General features: G+C 36.7%; 26 protein-coding genes. 24 read left to right on the forward strand and 2 right to left on the reverse strand.

Annotated features, from left to right (window positions below):
- Window positions 1-28 precede the first annotated feature (28 nt).
- The 7 genes from galU to AMET_RS01940 all read left to right on the forward strand — a co-directional run bounded on the left by galU (window position 29) and on the right by AMET_RS01940 (window position 4641).
- Window positions 29-952: a UTP--glucose-1-phosphate uridylyltransferase GalU gene (galU, locus tag AMET_RS01920; protein WP_011971513.1), complete on the forward strand. Its 924-nt coding sequence runs from the start codon at window positions 29-31 to the stop codon at window positions 950-952.
- Between the two features lie 170 nt (window positions 953-1122).
- Complete coding sequence (locus AMET_RS26125) at window positions 1123-1284, forward strand: hypothetical protein (RefSeq protein WP_198135379.1); 162 nt, start codon at window positions 1123-1125, stop codon at window positions 1282-1284.
- A gap of 382 nt (window positions 1285-1666) precedes the next feature.
- Window positions 1667-1915 (forward strand): type II toxin-antitoxin system prevent-host-death family antitoxin, encoded by a 249-nt coding sequence (locus tag AMET_RS01925; protein WP_011971514.1) that lies wholly within the window; start codon window positions 1667-1669, stop codon window positions 1913-1915.
- Window positions 1916-1919: 4 nt separating this feature from the next.
- Window positions 1920-2246 carry a type II toxin-antitoxin system RelE/ParE family toxin gene (locus AMET_RS01930; protein WP_011971515.1) on the forward strand — a complete coding sequence of 109 codons (327 nt, stop codon included), beginning with the start codon at window positions 1920-1922 and terminating at the stop codon, window positions 2244-2246.
- 732 nt (window positions 2247-2978) lie between these two features.
- A complete protein-coding gene (locus AMET_RS01935; RefSeq protein ID WP_011971516.1) occupies window positions 2979-3632 on the forward strand; it encodes a hypothetical protein in 654 nt (217 codons plus the stop codon).
- Window positions 3633-3717: 85 nt separating this feature from the next.
- Window positions 3718-3888, forward strand: a complete 171-nt coding sequence (locus AMET_RS25480; RefSeq protein ID WP_011971517.1) for a hypothetical protein — start codon at window positions 3718-3720, stop codon at window positions 3886-3888.
- A 63-nt stretch (window positions 3889-3951) separates the two neighbouring features.
- Complete coding sequence (locus AMET_RS01940; protein WP_041721311.1) at window positions 3952-4641, forward strand: FadR/GntR family transcriptional regulator; 690 nt, start codon at window positions 3952-3954, stop codon at window positions 4639-4641.
- A gap of 1030 nt (window positions 4642-5671) precedes the next feature.
- Here AMET_RS01940 and AMET_RS24070 read toward each other — a convergent pair.
- Window positions 5672-6436, reverse strand: a complete 765-nt coding sequence (locus tag AMET_RS24070; RefSeq protein WP_011971519.1) for a helix-turn-helix domain-containing protein — start codon at window positions 6434-6436, stop codon at window positions 5672-5674.
- A gap of 307 nt (window positions 6437-6743) precedes the next feature.
- Here AMET_RS24070 and AMET_RS24730 point away from each other — a divergent pair, with 307 nt between their 5' ends.
- The gene (locus AMET_RS24730) at window positions 6744-6923 is read left to right on the forward strand and encodes a hypothetical protein (RefSeq protein WP_012063119.1); all 180 of its coding nucleotides are present in this window, start codon (window positions 6744-6746) and stop codon (window positions 6921-6923) included.
- On the opposite strand, the gene AMET_RS01950 is transcribed toward AMET_RS24730, so the two are convergent.
- Window positions 6920-7168, reverse strand: coding sequence for a hypothetical protein (locus AMET_RS01950; protein ID WP_041720233.1), 249 nt, complete (start codon window positions 7166-7168; stop codon window positions 6920-6922). The two genes, AMET_RS24730 and AMET_RS01950, sit on opposite strands and share 4 nt — an antisense overlap.
- 100 nt (window positions 7169-7268) lie before the next feature.
- Between AMET_RS01950 and AMET_RS01955 the strand changes: the two genes are divergently transcribed.
- The 16 genes from AMET_RS01955 (at window position 7269) to AMET_RS25495 (ending at window position 15596) form a co-directional block, all read left to right on the forward strand.
- Window positions 7269-7475 carry a hypothetical protein gene (locus AMET_RS01955; RefSeq protein WP_011971521.1) on the forward strand — a complete coding sequence of 69 codons (207 nt, stop codon included), beginning with the start codon at window positions 7269-7271 and terminating at the stop codon, window positions 7473-7475.
- 16 nt (window positions 7476-7491) lie between these two features.
- Window positions 7492-7920: a BC1881 family protein gene (locus AMET_RS01960; protein WP_041720235.1), complete on the forward strand. Its 429-nt coding sequence runs from the start codon at window positions 7492-7494 to the stop codon at window positions 7918-7920.
- Window positions 7921-7944: 24 nt separating this feature from the next.
- Window positions 7945-8169: a transcriptional regulator gene (locus AMET_RS01965; RefSeq protein WP_011971523.1), complete on the forward strand. Its 225-nt coding sequence runs from the start codon at window positions 7945-7947 to the stop codon at window positions 8167-8169.
- Window positions 8170-8327: 158 nt separating this feature from the next.
- Window positions 8328-10385 (forward strand): Mu transposase C-terminal domain-containing protein, encoded by a 2058-nt coding sequence (locus AMET_RS01970; protein WP_011971524.1) that lies wholly within the window; start codon window positions 8328-8330, stop codon window positions 10383-10385.
- A gap of 15 nt (window positions 10386-10400) precedes the next feature.
- Complete coding sequence (locus AMET_RS01975) at window positions 10401-11324, forward strand: AAA family ATPase (RefSeq protein WP_011971525.1); 924 nt, start codon at window positions 10401-10403, stop codon at window positions 11322-11324.
- Window positions 11324-11578: a hypothetical protein gene (locus tag AMET_RS01980; RefSeq protein WP_011971526.1), complete on the forward strand. Its 255-nt coding sequence runs from the start codon at window positions 11324-11326 to the stop codon at window positions 11576-11578. The genes AMET_RS01975 and AMET_RS01980 overlap by 1 nt, the downstream gene beginning before the upstream one ends.
- A gap of 1 nt (window position 11579) precedes the next feature.
- A complete protein-coding gene (locus AMET_RS01985) occupies window positions 11580-11807 on the forward strand; it encodes a hypothetical protein (RefSeq protein ID WP_011971527.1) in 228 nt (75 codons plus the stop codon).
- Complete coding sequence (locus AMET_RS01990; RefSeq protein WP_041720237.1) at window positions 11782-12540, forward strand: hypothetical protein; 759 nt, start codon at window positions 11782-11784, stop codon at window positions 12538-12540. The genes AMET_RS01985 and AMET_RS01990 overlap by 26 nt, the downstream gene beginning before the upstream one ends.
- A gap of 1 nt (window position 12541) precedes the next feature.
- A complete protein-coding gene (locus tag AMET_RS01995) occupies window positions 12542-12781 on the forward strand; it encodes an AbrB/MazE/SpoVT family DNA-binding domain-containing protein (protein ID WP_012063120.1) in 240 nt (79 codons plus the stop codon).
- Window positions 12774-13427, forward strand: coding sequence for a hypothetical protein (locus tag AMET_RS02000; protein ID WP_011971530.1), 654 nt, complete (start codon window positions 12774-12776; stop codon window positions 13425-13427). Before AMET_RS01995 ends, AMET_RS02000 begins: the two co-directional genes overlap by 8 nt.
- 49 nt (window positions 13428-13476) lie before the next feature.
- Window positions 13477-13905 carry a regulatory protein GemA gene (locus AMET_RS02005; RefSeq protein ID WP_011971531.1) on the forward strand — a complete coding sequence of 143 codons (429 nt, stop codon included), beginning with the start codon at window positions 13477-13479 and terminating at the stop codon, window positions 13903-13905.
- On the forward strand, window positions 13898-14122 hold the full coding sequence (locus AMET_RS02010) for a hypothetical protein (protein ID WP_011971532.1): 225 nt from the start codon (window positions 13898-13900) through the stop codon (window positions 14120-14122). Before AMET_RS02005 ends, AMET_RS02010 begins: the two co-directional genes overlap by 8 nt.
- A 70-nt stretch (window positions 14123-14192) precedes the next feature.
- On the forward strand, window positions 14193-14354 hold the full coding sequence (locus tag AMET_RS25490; RefSeq protein ID WP_011971533.1) for a hypothetical protein: 162 nt from the start codon (window positions 14193-14195) through the stop codon (window positions 14352-14354).
- Window positions 14355-14358: 4 nt separating this feature from the next.
- Window positions 14359-15015 (forward strand): sigma-70 family RNA polymerase sigma factor, encoded by a 657-nt coding sequence (locus AMET_RS02015; protein WP_011971534.1) that lies wholly within the window; start codon window positions 14359-14361, stop codon window positions 15013-15015.
- 15 nt (window positions 15016-15030) lie between these two features.
- Window positions 15031-15423, forward strand: a complete 393-nt coding sequence (locus tag AMET_RS02020) for a hypothetical protein (protein WP_041720240.1) — start codon at window positions 15031-15033, stop codon at window positions 15421-15423.
- Window positions 15424-15455: 32 nt separating this feature from the next.
- Window positions 15456-15596, forward strand: a complete 141-nt coding sequence (locus AMET_RS25495; protein WP_157047129.1) for a hypothetical protein — start codon at window positions 15456-15458, stop codon at window positions 15594-15596.
- The last annotated feature ends 33 nt before the right edge of the window (window positions 15597-15629 follow it).

Consider the following 15629-nt stretch of genomic DNA (forward strand, 5'->3'; position numbering starts at 1 on the left):
TAAAGAACTATTGAAGGGGGATAATATAATGAAAGTACGTAAGGCAGTCATACCAGCAGCGGGATTAGGAACACGATTTTTACCGGCAACAAAAGCACTACCTAAAGAAATGCTACCGATCGTAGACAAGCCTACATTACAATATATTATTGAAGAAGCTGTGGATTCAGGTATTGAAGAAATTCTAATTATAACAGGAAGAAATAAATCTTCCATAGAGAACCATTTTGATAAATCTATCGAGCTTGAACTAGAACTAGAGAAAAAAGGTAAAGATGAATTACTAAAGCAGGTGAGAGCAATATCGGATATGGTGAATATCCATTACATAAGACAAAAAGAGCCTAAGGGATTAGGTCATGCGATCCACTGTGCGAAAAGCTTTATCGGAAATGAACCCTTTGCAGTTATGCTGGGGGATGATATTGTTGAAAATGATAAACCTTGTTTGGAACAGATGATGGAGATGTATGACGAGTATAAGACCACGATCCTAGGGGTCCAAGAAGTACCTAAAGAGAGTGTAAACAAGTATGGAATCGTAGATGGAATGCATATTGAGGGTGGCATATACAAAGTAAAGGACTTAGTAGAAAAGCCATCTCCCCAGGAAGCCCCTTCTAATATTGCAATCCTAGGAAGATATATTATTAACCCAGAGATATTTGATATATTGGAAAATACCAAGCCTGGAAAGGGTGGAGAGATCCAATTAACCGATGCCCTAAAGGAACTAGCCCATAGGGAAGCCATGTATGCTTATGTTTTTGAAGGAAGAAGGCATGATGTGGGAGACAAGCAGGGGTTCTTAGAAGCAACTGTGGAGTTTGCTCTGAAACGTGAAGATCTAAGGGAAGGTTTTTTAAACTACCTGGAGGATGTTGTAAAGAAGGAAAGAGAGAGTAAGGCATTAGAGGAAGTTGCCGTAACAACCGAACAAAAGAGCAGTTAAAAATCATAAAACTTCGGTGTTGAACTGCTGGAGTTTTTTAAAAGATAGTGTATTGAATTATAGTCAACTACTGAGTTCTAGATATAGATGAAAGGAAAGTTTGTATGACAATTTAAAAGGTAAAAGCAGCTGTTTATCTTCATCCAGATGGTCCTATAATACCGAATTGGGTGAAATGGAACTATCACCTTATCACTCAAGATAAGTCAGGGAATAAACCCGTCATCAAAGGCGGGAAGGAGTGTGTTCTCTTAGGAAGAACCATTCTTAAAAGTACCATGGACGAGAAGGCAGGCTTTAAAAGCTATTTGTTTGAAATACGAGTAAAATAAAAAGCCCCATTTAAGGGGCCTAAACTACTCAAGTAAAAAATCTAAGATGTAAGATGTTTTGGAAACCAGCGGTGCCTGACACCAACTTGTCAACTTATTCAAAAAAACCGGGTGCCTGAAACCAACTGACCATGCTCTTAAAATATACTTCAAAATAAAAGATAAAGATTTAAATAAACTCATGAAATATGCAGAATTGCTGAGAGTTTAAAATATCCTAATGCTATATTTACACGTCTTGATGTAGAAAGACTGACGGGAAATTAAGTAAATATGCTTTGAAAAAGGAAAAAGTGTAGAAGTACCATTAAGAATGGCGCAGTATATTACGTTGAATTTTAAGTAAAATAAGGGTATAATATTATTAAAGGAGTTGATTATTATGCCTAATATAAAGCCAGTTTCAGATTTAAGAAATTATAATGAAGTTTTAAAAGATATTGCAATTGGCTCCCCGGTGTTTTTGACAAAGAATGGTAGAGGAAAATTTGCAATCGTAGATATTGAAGAGTACGAAAAAAATCAAGCTACTATAAAATTGTTATCAAAACTTATGGAAGCGGAAAACCGAATTAAAACTGATGATGATTGGATGACAGAAGATCAGGTGAAAGAAAAGCTGGGGATTTGATTCAATGCATAAACTCAGAATAAACCCCATGGCAACTGAAGATTTAATCGAGATTAGAGATTATATAATGAAAGAATTGGAAAATCCTACGGCTGCAGTTAATGTGGTAAGAAAGATTATCGAGAGTTATGAGCAATTGAAAGAATTTCCGATGTTGGGAGTAGATTTATCAACGAAGGTAAATGTGCAAACGGATTTTAGATATTTAGTATCGGGAAGTTATATTGTATTTTATCAAGCAGATAATGAATCGGTATCCATCTATCGCATTTTATATGCTAGAAGAGATTATCTTAAAATTCTATTTCCCAATGAAGTTGATATAGATTGAAACCAAGGGTGCCAGGAACTTAACTTATGGTCGCTTTAATACGTCCTAAGAAGCCCCCGCCTCTAAGTATTAGCGTAGGTGGTGGGAAATTGTTACAAAAACTTTTTAAAACAATATCAGAGGAGATATCAGTATGATGTCTGGAGTAAATAGCAAAATCCTTGATGAATAAGATAAACCATGAACGGTACCAGATTATGGAAGATAAGTATCGGAAGGAGTGATTAGTCCATATGGAGTCAGGAGAAATTGAAAGACCATGATTAGCAGTGAGTAGTGCTGCTGGTCATGGTCTTTCTTTTGTAACAGAAAACCCATGGTGCCAGACACCAACTTATCTTAACTTATTTCTGCTAAAGCTTGCCAAAGTGATTTAGAGCCTGAAAAGGCCATATTCTCCATATAGGAAAGTTTATCTGCGTATTCGAATTGTTATATACATAAAATAATGATAAAATAATGCACATAGATTGAATAATAGGCACGTGAGAAAGTTAAAAGCGTTTGATTATAGGGAAATTAATAGTGAATTAATGGTCCCAGAGATAATGAATCTAGTTTCTAAGATTCATGAATATAAAGGGAAACAAGAACTATTCATGAAGGTAAAATCAGATATATTGGAAGCTATGTTGGAAGTTGGAAAAATCCAAAGTACTGGAGCTTCCAATTATATAATTCATCCATTAAGACAGACAACTTACATCAATAAGTTTGAAGGAGCTCAGTCAAATGAAAAAAAGAACATTAATAATTACTGTATCTATCATAATACTTTTATTAGCCACAGGCATGGTGGGTTATCGCTATTTTCTAGGTCCAAATGAAAAACTGAGAGCCGAAATAAGCCAAGAATTTGAGATAGGTTTTTTTGATTTTTCTGATTTAAATTTAGATGAGAAACTTGTAAACGAGGCCCAGGCAGTTGGTGGTGAAACTGATGCTAGTCAAACTGACAAAGAGAAGGATGTCGTAGAGAATTCCAAAGAAAATGAAGATTCATATGTAGATATGATTGAGAAAAAAGTAGTTACTATCACGGAAGAAAATATAGCTAATAAATATACGCCAAGATTTCAACGGCTACAGGATCAGGTCGTAGACAGAATAGATGGGTTAATGGAAATAGGGTATAAGGAATATCAGGAGAAGCGAGGAACTAAGGACTTTAGCAGAACAAGCTTTGCTAGGAAGTACATGCAAGCCGCTACTATGCTTGAAGACTCTGTAGATAGTAGCTTTAATGAGCTTTTAATAGAGATGGAGAGGGAGCTTAAGGCGAATGAATTACCCTTGGGCTTATTAAAGGAAGCAAAGACCACTTATGATAATGCTAAAAAGGCAAAGCGATCAGAGCTGTATAAAATGTATGAAAAGTTTTTATAAACCAACGAATAAAACTAGGAAAAAGGCAACGGTGTCAAGCGCTTAATAAATTAACTTATTTCAATTAACAACACCTTTTGGTAAAATGAAACCAGGAGGTGCTTTTTATTGGGAAGAAAATATAGCTAATAAATATACTCCAAGATTTCAACGGTTACAGGATCAAGTAGTAGACAGAATAGATGAGTTAATGGAAATAGAGCTTAAGGCGAATGAATTACCCTTGGCCTCATTAAAGGAAGCAAAGACCACTTAATCAATAGAGTTGTTTGAGTCATTATACAAAAGAGAATGTTTTTTGGGAGGCAATGCCGTGAGTATGGAACAAAAGACGGATAAAGTATATCAACAGGTAATTGACTATATAAGTTGTCTAATTAAAGAGGGCATATTGAAAAAAGGGGATAAGATTCCTACGGAAAGGGATTTATCAGTTAGGTTTGGTGTGAGTCGGAATTCAATAAGAGAAGCTTTGAAAATTCTAGAAGTCATTGGACTTGTTGTTAGAAGACAAGGAGACGGTACATTTATTAAAGAACAATTTGATGATTGTCTTACGGAGCCCTTGTCCATGGTATTTATGTTAGAAGAAATAGGGATAGATGATATATTTCAATTTAGAAATATGATAGAGGTTCAGACTGTTGTATTGGCTGCTTCGAGAATAACAGATGCAGAAATTCAACAGCTTGAGATGACTTATCAGAATATGATCCGAGAAACTGATGATGTGAATAAGGCTAAATACGACATCGAATTTCATCATATTATTGCAAAGGCCTCAAGGAACGTATTAATTCTTAATAGCTACAATGTCATGTCAAGTTTGATGGGTGCATTTATCAATAATATCAGAATAAAGGTGTTGGAAGGGGGTGGCACTGAGGAAGTGGTGTCAGCAATTCATAAAAAGATATTGGAAGCCTTGAAAAGTAGGGATCCTCAACTTGCTGAAGTGGCAATCAAAGAACACATGGAAGTGATTAATTCTATGTTCAAGCAGGTCTAGTAAAGAGTGGTTTATGAATAACCAAGAGGATAGGTTAATTATTTAACAATGAGTGGCTGTATTTAGCCCTCTTTGTTATTTTTTTGCAAAAATAAATTGACGGAATAATCAAAATGATTGAAAATTCAATATTGTTTCTAAAAAGCAATATAAATTAGTTTGTTAAGTTATTATTAAATTGGTAGGACCATTTACAAAGGCAATCCTGTATGGTAAGATAGACGTTATATTCACGAGAAATGGTAGGACCAATTGAAAAATGATGTATGATAAAAAGATGAAATGGGTTTCATTTTATAAAGGGGGGAAGCGTTTATGAAAATAATTGTTTTAGTAAAACAAGTACCTGATATGGAACGTGTAAAATTTGATAGAGAAAAGGGCGTAATCGACAGAAGCTCAGCCGGTACGGAAATCAATGTAGATTTGTAAGATAACCTGCATAAGACACAGGGTAAAATTAGAACCGGGATAGGTCGAGTTAAGTCACGACAAACCCAGTTATCATGGGAAGCCTAGGGGGAAGTCGGTGTGGAGTGGGATAGGCCTGCGGGATAATTGCAAATTAAAATGCAAATTAAATTTAAAATCAAACGTAAAAGCACTTAAACCTTTGTAATATAAGGGTTTAAGTGCTTTTTTACGTTTTTTGAATTTTAATAAGCAATGGGACATTTTTGAAAAACTCAAAAACCGTTAGTCGAAACGTTAGTGAACGTTACAATTAACAAAATAAAATTCAAGAATTGAGTAAAATCAACCGTTACTAGAGTTTCATCATAAAAAAACAAAGTTGGTTTTTAACCATAATATGTAAAAAATACACTGCAAATTGCCAAAAAGCAATTGAACAAAATCGAGTCTTTTGATAAAACCTGTTCAATTGAAGTTTTTGCAATAGGTAGAAGGCTACAATACGATAAAAATAAGACAAAAAGCAATTGAACAAAAAAACAGTGTATTTTGTATGAAAACTCCAACAAATGGGACAAAAAATAACGTTAGAAAACTCTAACAAAAGACATAAAAATTAAGCCATCTTTTTTTCACTGGCTGCTGCTTGTTCATCGTTTCTGTTGTCTCCATTCGTGGATCTGGATGAGCGTCCCTTTTTGTTACCTTTTTCATGCTTGAATGTAATCATATGTGCAATTTCTTCCTGGTCACTCCTGGATAATTCCCTGAAAAAGTGAAGTGTATCTTGCTCAAATTGAGTCAAGGAATGCCCGAAGTCTGCGTTTTCGGATTTGTATTCCTTATCTATTACTTCTTCTGGATCGAGCAAGAAAAGTGGAAGCACCGAAAGTTCCTTGCATATCCGGTGGATCACATAGGAAGGGATAACCTTTTTTCCTGACTCATAATCCTTTAAAGCCTGTGGTTTAATATTTATAGCTGCTGCCAGCTGCTCAACATCCATCTTGGCATCTTCTCTAACGTGAGTAATATTTTTTCCTATTTCAATGTTATAACGAACGATGTCTTCCACTTGATGGAAGTAAGAAGCTTCTGACTCTGCTACTAGATCCTGTTCTATTACCGGTTCTTGAAAAATAAAATTAGCTGCTTTTTCAGGACCTTTGCCCTTGCCTGTTAGCAACCAATCAATTGAAACTTTGAGAACATCAGATAACTTAACGAGAATTTCGGCATTTGGCACTCTATTGCCATTTATGTAGTTACTCATAGCGTTTTTAGATATTCCAGATGATCTGCATACATCAACAGCTTTAATTCCAAGCACTTCAAGTGATTTTTCTATTCTTTTCCCTACTGTAGAAAAGTTCTCAATCATTACAAACTCCCCCTTAATGTTCTCCTTATTTGTATTAATGTGTTTCTATGTTGAAATAATGAGAATTAATTATTGACTTAGTTCTCATTTGTGGTATAATTTAATTATGTTAGAACTTTCCTACAAACATTTTACCATATTTAAGAAGTATTAACCAAACATATGTATTGTGTACATCCTTTCACGGGTTTTTATCTTAAAGACCTGTATAGAGCTGCAAGGCACACCCTGCATGGTGCCGGAGAAAGAAGGATTTAATGTAGATAAGTATATTTCTTTGAAAATTCAACGTTGAGAGGAGGTGAAAATGATGGTTGAAAAAGATGTAGTTATTAATAAAATAATCAAATTGATAGTTGATGAAATGGAAGAAGAGGGGAAGGGCAATTTAACCGCTCTATACACTATTGGAGTTTTAAAAGAAGCAATAGGGAGAGTAGAGGGAACTGCCCTTATGACCCCAGCAAGAAAGAGTATAAGAGATTAGTCGTTACTTAAAGCAGTTTTAGCACGATTATCAACCGAGATAGTACTGTCATAACGAATTTTGCCATCTACCATAGTTCTAAAATCATGAAGCGCTTCAATGTAGGCTTGGTAATACAGAAATTCATTTGTTGACTCTTTAAGCTTTTCGGACTTAGATATTTTCAGGATAGCTAAGTCGTGAGCTAGTAACTCGGGATCGACATAAAATCCTTTCCCATTAATATCATGTTGTTTGTATTTCATAAGGTTCACCCCCTTCCTATATCACAAAATTCTACAAAGAAGAGGGACAAACCTTTAAAAGGTATCAATTAAATATAAACAAAGGAAAGGAGGCTTAGATATGAAGCTAACATTGCAGCATATCAGGAATTTAAACGAGCAGCAATGGGACAGGCTGAAAGAAATTACATTATTACACACCAGGTTAGCGAAGGAGCACATAGACATTTTTAATACACCTGGTGTGGAGCTAAGAAAGCAGGAGCTAAAAAGACAGATTGTAGCATTACGAAGTGAAAGAGATGAAATACTGGCTACTGCTAGCTAAAGAAGGGGGCGTTTATGTGATAGAGAAAAGAAAGGTTGGCAAGGGTGGATCTATAAGGTATAAAAACAAAAATTATACATCTAATGTGCTGAAGAAGTACGTAGGCAGGACGTTTGAAATAGAACCTTTGTTAGAAGTAAATGTGCTTTGGGTGTTCGATGATGAGAAGAGTAGGATTTGTGAAGCAAGGCAAGAGGGTGTTTCTTTCGAAGAAACATTTGGGATTGCTAAGAAAGAAGAAGTTAAGGGGGACGATGATGTGTTCTTTGGACTAGGAAAGAAGCTAAAGGACTACAAGGAGAAGGAGCTAGCTAAAGAACTAGCCAATCGACATGGAGCTAAGATGATTAAAGTAAGTCCGGGGCAATTTTATCAAGTGAAGGGAAATGGTTCTCGCATTAAAGAGGAAGGACCTGCAACGATATTTGTCATTAGGAACAACTAGTGTAAGAGGAAGGTGGTGAGACATATGAGGAAGAACAAGATGACAGAATTTGGTCTATGGATCAAGCAAAGCCTTCTAGAGCTGGATATGACTCAGCGAGAATTAAGTGAAAGCATAGGCATAGATGAAAGGTTTCTCTCTATGATTTTGTATGGACTGCGCCCTGGCTATGATTACCGTGACAAAATTCGATCTGTAATCGAAGGTGAACAGGCAAAAAAGATAGCGGTAAAAAGTAAAACGGCATGAAAGGAGAACCAATGAAGGGGAATATCTTAGCAAAAAAGAAAAGAGGCATCGCACCAGAGCGACACCTCGAAAAACTAGGATAATTAGAAACTGACAGTACGAGTTCTAATCCCCTTCATTATACACTCTCCCCATGCCAACTGTAAAGGGGGGATATCTTGGAAGCATACATTAGCATAGAGGAAGCGGCTAAGCTAGAAGGAGTTGCCTACTATACGCTTTATAGAAAAATTCAGCGTAACAAAGAAGACTTTGAAACAACAATTGAGCCGTCGGAGAGCGGTGGGAAGGATAGGGTGATGGTAGCCCTGGACTCATTAACTAAAAAAGCTCGACGAACTTATAAAGCAAAGCATGAAGTTCCTGATAATAAAGAGGAAGCTCCTTGGTATACCCAAGTGGACATATCTTGGTACAGAAAGAACTACAGTAAATATTTTTATGAGGCGGTGGAGATTTCTAAGCAAATTGAAATCTATCTCAATTATGAAGGGAAAAACAAAACGAAATTCGCAACGGAAATTGCAAAAAAGTTAGAGGTTAGCAGTCGAACGTTACTAAGTCGCGTGAAAGATTATATAGAAGCTAAAGCCTGGGCAGATACCATGGAAGAAGCTAGCAAGAAAAATTATGACTATTTCATGGTTCTTGCTTTATGCCGAAAGCCACGGGAGAAAAACCAATTCCCGTCTCTGACGGAGCCGGTGAAGACGAAAATTGAAAATATCTTTTATTCCAAAGTATTCCAAGAGAACAATCAACCGCTGACAAACCTATACGAAGACCTGGAGGATTGGACAATTGAAAAAGGATTACCTCTCCCTAGCTATGACACCGTATGGAGATACATTGGACATATAGAGAAGGAAGACGGAGAAGGGGCAACTGCATTAGTGGCTAGAGGGAAACGGCAGTGGAAGAATGATTTTATGATGAAACGGAAAAGAGACGTTGAAAGTCTTCAAGTACTGGAAGTGCTGCAAGGAGATGTTCATTCATTTGACTGTTGGGTGTCTGTGAGAAGATCCAATGGAAAGCTCCAAGCAATACGTCCTGCATTGGTTGGTTGGTTGGATATGAGAAGTAGAACTTTAGTGGGTTGGGCTGTTGCAGAGAATCCTGATGCACTCATCATCAAGAAGAGTTTGATAAATGCTTTTTATCCTAAAGTAAATTCATTACTACCTTACGGGGTTTGTAAATATCTCTTGATTGACAATGGGAAAGAGTATACGGCGGAATCTCTAACAGGAAGGTCTAGAAAAATCAGGGTACAACTGGATGCAGACGTGAAAGGTTTTTACCGTAGCATAGGTATTGAAGATGATATGAGATCTCTTCCATTCCAACCGTGGAGCAAGGCGCAAGTGGAGAGATTTTTTGGAACTGTATGTGAGAAGTTCACAAAGAGAACGATTAGTTACACCGGCACGTTAACGGGATCAAAGACCGACGCCAAGGTGAAGAAAGATATTGCAAAGATGCTAGAAAATGGCGAGTTAATGACAATGGAAGAATTTGCACAGAAATTTGAAAAATGGGTGGTAGAAAAGTATCATACGAGGGTCCATGGCGGATTAAAGGATCAAGGGGAAGAAAGCCCTGTTCCAGTCGATGTATTTCACCACGCTGAAAGATATTATAAAGCAGCGCCACCATTGGAATATGCTTTAAGTCTCTTATTAGAAAGTGAAGAGCGAAGTGTAACCAACATGGGAATCAAGATTACACGGGATGGGAAGGCAATTTACTATCAAAATCAAGATTTATCAAAATACATTGGACAAAGAGTTGATATCAGGTACCATCCAGAAGATATTACAAGAATCTATGTTTATAACAAAGAAGGTAAAAAAGTTTGTGAAGCTGTATCTTATGAACTGTTACGAATCGCACCAAAACTGTCACAAAAGGCCTTTGAAGAGCACAATAAAGATCAAAAACGTCATTTAAGAAATGAGACTGATAAAGTAAAATATCGCCAGATGACTTACGAGGAAAGACAGCAGCATGAGAAAGATATTATTGAAAATGCTGATAAAAAGATTGTCACACCTGAAATGGCGAATAAGAATGACAAAGTTGTGGCGATTCCCCAGGACGAACAATATAAAGATGAACTCAAACACAAAAAGACAAAGCAAAAAAGTGATGAGAATGAATATTTTGAACGTCAATCGGCGAAAGCCTTAGCTGCACTAAAAAAACTAGGATAGAAAGGATGATTAATAATGGCAGTACAACTATATAGAAATGCACCGGAGCTTGCACAGGAGATGGAGGAGCTTTTAAAGAGAACTGGCATGAGTAAAGAAAAAGCAAGCAAGGAGATTGGGTACAGCAGAACTGCATTATCTAGATACTTATCAGGTGACTATGAATCAATCGAGTTAGAACTTGCAATCAGAAGGTTTTTAGATGAAAAACAGGCAGGAAAAGAGAAGGTAGTGCGACAACTAAGAGATGAACTTTTCATTACGCGAGATGTGGAGGACATCATGGGAGTATGCCAGGGGTGCCAAGAAGATCAAGGGCTTGGTGTTATCGTAGGTAAATCAGGCTTTGGAAAGACCGAAACATTGAAGGAATATGCAAAGCTAGACCGAGTGTGTTATGTGGAATGTGATGATTCCATGGGAAGTAGAGACTTAGTGGAGGCTATTGAAGAAGCTATAGGGCTGCCTCAGGGTTACGGTTCGATCTGGAAAAGAGTCAAGGGAATTAAGGAATTTTTCGAAGTGAATCGAGGGTACCTCTTAATCGTGGACGAAGCTGACAAGCTAGTTACAAAGTACACACAAAAAAAGATGGAGATTCTTAGAACAATATTTGACCAGGACACAGTAGGTTTGGTTATTGCCGGAGAACCGAAATTAGAGAGCATGGTAAAGGGCTTTATTGCCAGATTTGCTAACAGAGTAGATTTCTGCATTACTCTTAAAGGCTTGTCTAGGGAAGAAGTAATTGAGTACTTACAGTTTTGCAAAATATCTGATAGAGCAAGGGAAGAACTGATTATTCGTGGCACGAATAGTAACACTGGCTGCTTCCGCTTATTGGATCGAACACTGAGAAACGTATTACGCCTGGTGGAAGACGAACGAGAAATTGACCTGAAGACAATCGAAAAGGTTAGTAAAATGATGATGCTGTAATGGCAAGTGGCTGTATTTTAGACACCTGTTGGGTGTGTGATGATCTCGTTTGGGAAGATGATTGGATTCTCTACAATGAACAATTCATCCACCCAGCATGTGCAGAAAACAAAACGCAATTGATGAAAGATAAAGCCAGCCGACTCCACTATGAGGATGAAATGACAGAAGACCTACAGATGTTGAAGCGTATGCTGGGAAGCTGCCAGAAGGAAATAGAGCGGTTAGAAAACTTAATAAAAAGGAGGGCGTAAAATGGAAGATGTCTTGATCAAGATGGAAGGAGCTGCACAACGGAAGAGACTTGAAGAAAATTTAAAGGTAAATATCAATAGCCTGGTGGAGGGTTTAGAAACAAAAGAAAGGACGATTGAAGAGATAAAAAACTACATCGAAAAAGAATACATCGGCAAAGGAGCTTTAAAGCTCTTTATCAATCGAGTAGAAGCCAAAGGAAATGTTGGAATTTCAAAAGGGAGATAGGATTAAAGTCACTTGCAACTCTAAAAAGCCTAAGAGTTCAAAATCCTTCGAAGGTATCGTTGTAGGTGAATATGACGGCTTCATTACCATCCATCAAGGAAGTTACATTGTTACCACATCGAAGTTGGAAGTTATCAATGGGAACACCACGATAGAAGTATTAGAAAAGGGGGAAACAGAGACTGTGCCTAGGAAAAAAAGTATTGATAAAGAAACCTTGCTCAAAGAATGCATAGCATATGGTTGGAACAATACTGCTATTGAAACAATTAGTGAGAAGTATGGCTTATCAAAGTTAACAATCAAAACCTACTATGGTAAGTGGGGCATCGCGGATCTGATAGCAGAAAAAAGAGATAAAAGTGAAGTTGATGAACTGTTCGAGAATATTAGAAAAGAAGAGGACGAGATTGATTCCAAGAAAGAGACTGACCTTGATTGGAAAGCAAATGATCGCTTAACCAAAGTTATCAATGAAGCTGGATTGTCAAAAGTTAGAACAAAAGCCCAAGAAGCTATAGGAGAGGCGCCACATTCTGAGAAGGGGACTTTAAGAAAGGTAATGACAATATATAAAGGAGACATAATGGAATATGAAATAGATAAAGCCACCATAAAGATTCGCAACGAAGAAAATTATGATAACTACATTATTGTGGCCAAGGAAGAGATATTGAAATTTGTTAATGAGCTCCATGAGCTTACAAAAAATATAATTGAGGAGGCAAAATAATATGAAAACAAAAAAGATTAATAAAAGTGGAGGGTTCACCATTCCTTCGGACATCAGAAGAGAAATTGACATGGACAAAGGGCAAGCAGTTGATATTGAGGTAGAGGCAGGGAAGTTGATAATCTCAAAGCATACTCCAAGATGTATGTTCTGTAGAACTATTGATGGTGTGGTAAGGTACCAAAACAACCATGTATGCTCTAAATGTATTAAAGAAATGGGGGACAAGGTAGATGGATAACATCAAAAAAGTGGTTAATGAACTTGCTAAGTGGGATGCACTGATGGCAGATGGCAGAAAAGAAATGAACAAACATAAACTTTCCATACAGAATGAAGCTGCATCCGCGTTGGAAAATAGCAAGGTAAAGCAAGTAAAGTTTTATGGTGATGACAGCAACTGTGCAATAGTTACCACTGCTGAAAAGGTTGAGTTGGTAAGCATTGAGTATTTAAGAGGAGTAATACCAGAGAACATTCTGAAGGATTTTGCTAAAGAAGAGATACAGTATAAGCTTACAGCACCTTTTAAGAATGTCGTCGGGCCTTTGGTAAGTGGGAATTACACTGAGAGAAAGGTGCTAGATATCATCGAAGAAATGAACCTTTCAGAGGGTAAAGCAAAAGTAGCTAAAAAGAAGCTGAAGGGTAATTTTGAAAAGGATGTAGAATTTCTGAAGACTATAGGACATAGCCAAGAAGAAGCAGAGCATTGGGCTTATTTTATTACAGAGGCAGCAGCTTGGGAAAGAATCGTGAACTTCATGGAAGTATCAGGGTACGAAGAAGGGACACCGGGGTTTCAGGATGCAATTAAAAAACTAAAACATGCTGTTATCGTAGATGAGACATTGAAGATCGGCGTTGAATATGAAAAAGATGAATAGGGACTAGTTTTACTAGTCCTTTTTCATAAAAAAGATAGGAGCTGGCAGTATGGAAGTTATTACAGGTTTGCAAATAAAGAAGATATGGGCGACTGCTAGAGAGATTGGATTAGAAAAGGAAGATCTATACACGATCATTTATAGAGAATCTAAGAAGGAAAGCATGAAGCAATTGACAAAAGCGCAAGCCAACAAAGTAATTGATGCGATGGTTAGGCCCAAGAAGAAGAAAAAGCAAAAAAGAACAGATGATGGTGGTAGAAGTTCGACGAAGGCTCAAAGACAGACTATCTACAGAATGACAGAAGAATTAGGTTGGAACAATGACAATGACAGAATCAATGGATTTGTAAAGAAAATGTTTGAGGTAGAGCGCCTTGAGTGGCTGGACGGTTATGGATGTAGCAGGCTAATCGAAATATTAAAGAAGATGATTAAAAGAATTGAAGTGGAGAAGGTGGTTGAGAAGGATGGCTAAACAAATGATTAGTATCAAAATTGACATTGAGTTTGATATTGAAGACATGAAAAAGTCATTAAAGGAACGGGGAATTCTACCAAACAAAGCTAATACAGACAGAATGGTCAAGATGATTCGGAGCGGAAGGTTTCTAATGAATAAAGGTTTTTTAGCTGGTCAACCCATGGATAAAGAAACACTTCTGATGTATGGATTCACATTTGAAAATGAATGATGTGACGAAGGAACAACTCAATAAAAGCTGCTAATTTGCAAAATAAGTTGCAAAAAAAGGGGGGACAAACGTGCTTCCATCCAAAGAGGAATTTGTGGAAAAGGTTATTGAGTTAAGAACTAAACAAAGGGAGCAGAAGCAAAGAGATTATATGGCGTATGTAAAAGGAGCAACTGTAAGAATGGCCTCTAGAAAATGTAACTGGAAATTAAGAGGAAGTCGCTCTAGCTGAGGCGGTGGAAAAATTGTTACACAAGGTGAATTTTAAAGAACCCATGACAGAAGAGGAAAGTAAACGTTTGATAAATCAATTTAGGGAATTGAATAATGAAGAAATTCGAAAACACCTTATCGAACGAAACTTGAGGTTGGTAGCATATGAAGCTTATAAGTATAAAAATCAAGATAGTGAAGACATATTTAGTGTAGGTTGCATTGGCTTGATTAAAGCAATAGATAGCTATGATCCTAGCAAGCAAACACGATTTGATACTTATGCTAATAGATGCATACAAAACGAAATACTCCTGTATATCAAAAGACTTAAAAAAGGGAGTAGATGGACATTCGTGAGGTTAGATGCTAAAAACTTAAGCTTTGATGATGGATCTAGTATCTATAATTTTGAAACATTAGCTAGTGACGAAAATCTAGAAGAAAGTTTTATTGGAAGAGAAGAGAAGCTCATAGCTAGATCGATCATAAAGGATAATCTAATTGAAGAAAGCATTGAAGAACAATCTACTAAAAGGCAAATGGCTATAAGGCTAAGATATCAGGGATTAACACAAATAGATGTATCACAAAGACTAGGTATATCTCAAAGTTATGTTGCTAGGATCGAGAAGAGATACCAGGATAAGCTTTATCAAAAGTTAAGAAAAATGTTTTGAAGAGGAGTGCTGCTAATGAAATCGGAAGAATGGAAAAAGGTGGAGGTTAAGCTTGAAAGCTTTTATACATCAGTGAAACTGGATTGTGATGGATATGAAGTCACATTAAAGTTAGAGAGGATGGGACAATTTAAAAATGTCATAGCCGTCTATGTAAATGGTTCTATAAAAGGAAAGTGGTATCTTGAAGATTGCGAGGAAAGGCGTAGGTTCTTCAAACCAACGACCAGGTCAATGTTCTCTCAAAAGGATAAAAAAGAAGCTTATAAGAAGTTATCAAAGAAGCTTCTTAAAGAGATGGAAGAAAGATTCAAGTATACTACTTATCAACCCTATTGGACTTCATTCAAGTCATTAAAGAGTCACTTGATTAAGAACAATAATGTGATTGAGTTAATAGCAAGTTAAACAAATTTATTTGAAAAATAAGGGGGATACACATGATATTAAAATTAAAATTTTGGATGAAATGTCTAAGGGTTGTATGGGATGAGAGAGAACACAGAACTTGCAGGAACAAGTTAAGAAGGCTAGCGAGGAAGTTTGAAAAGATAAGACAGGAAGTCGGGTTGGAAAAGTAATCATTAAGTGAAAGGAGAATGAAGATGGATAAA

Origin of the sequence: Alkaliphilus metalliredigens QYMF, assembly GCF_000016985.1 — a bacterium.
Lineage (GTDB): Bacteria > Bacillota > Clostridia > Peptostreptococcales > Natronincolaceae > Alkaliphilus_A > Alkaliphilus_A metalliredigens.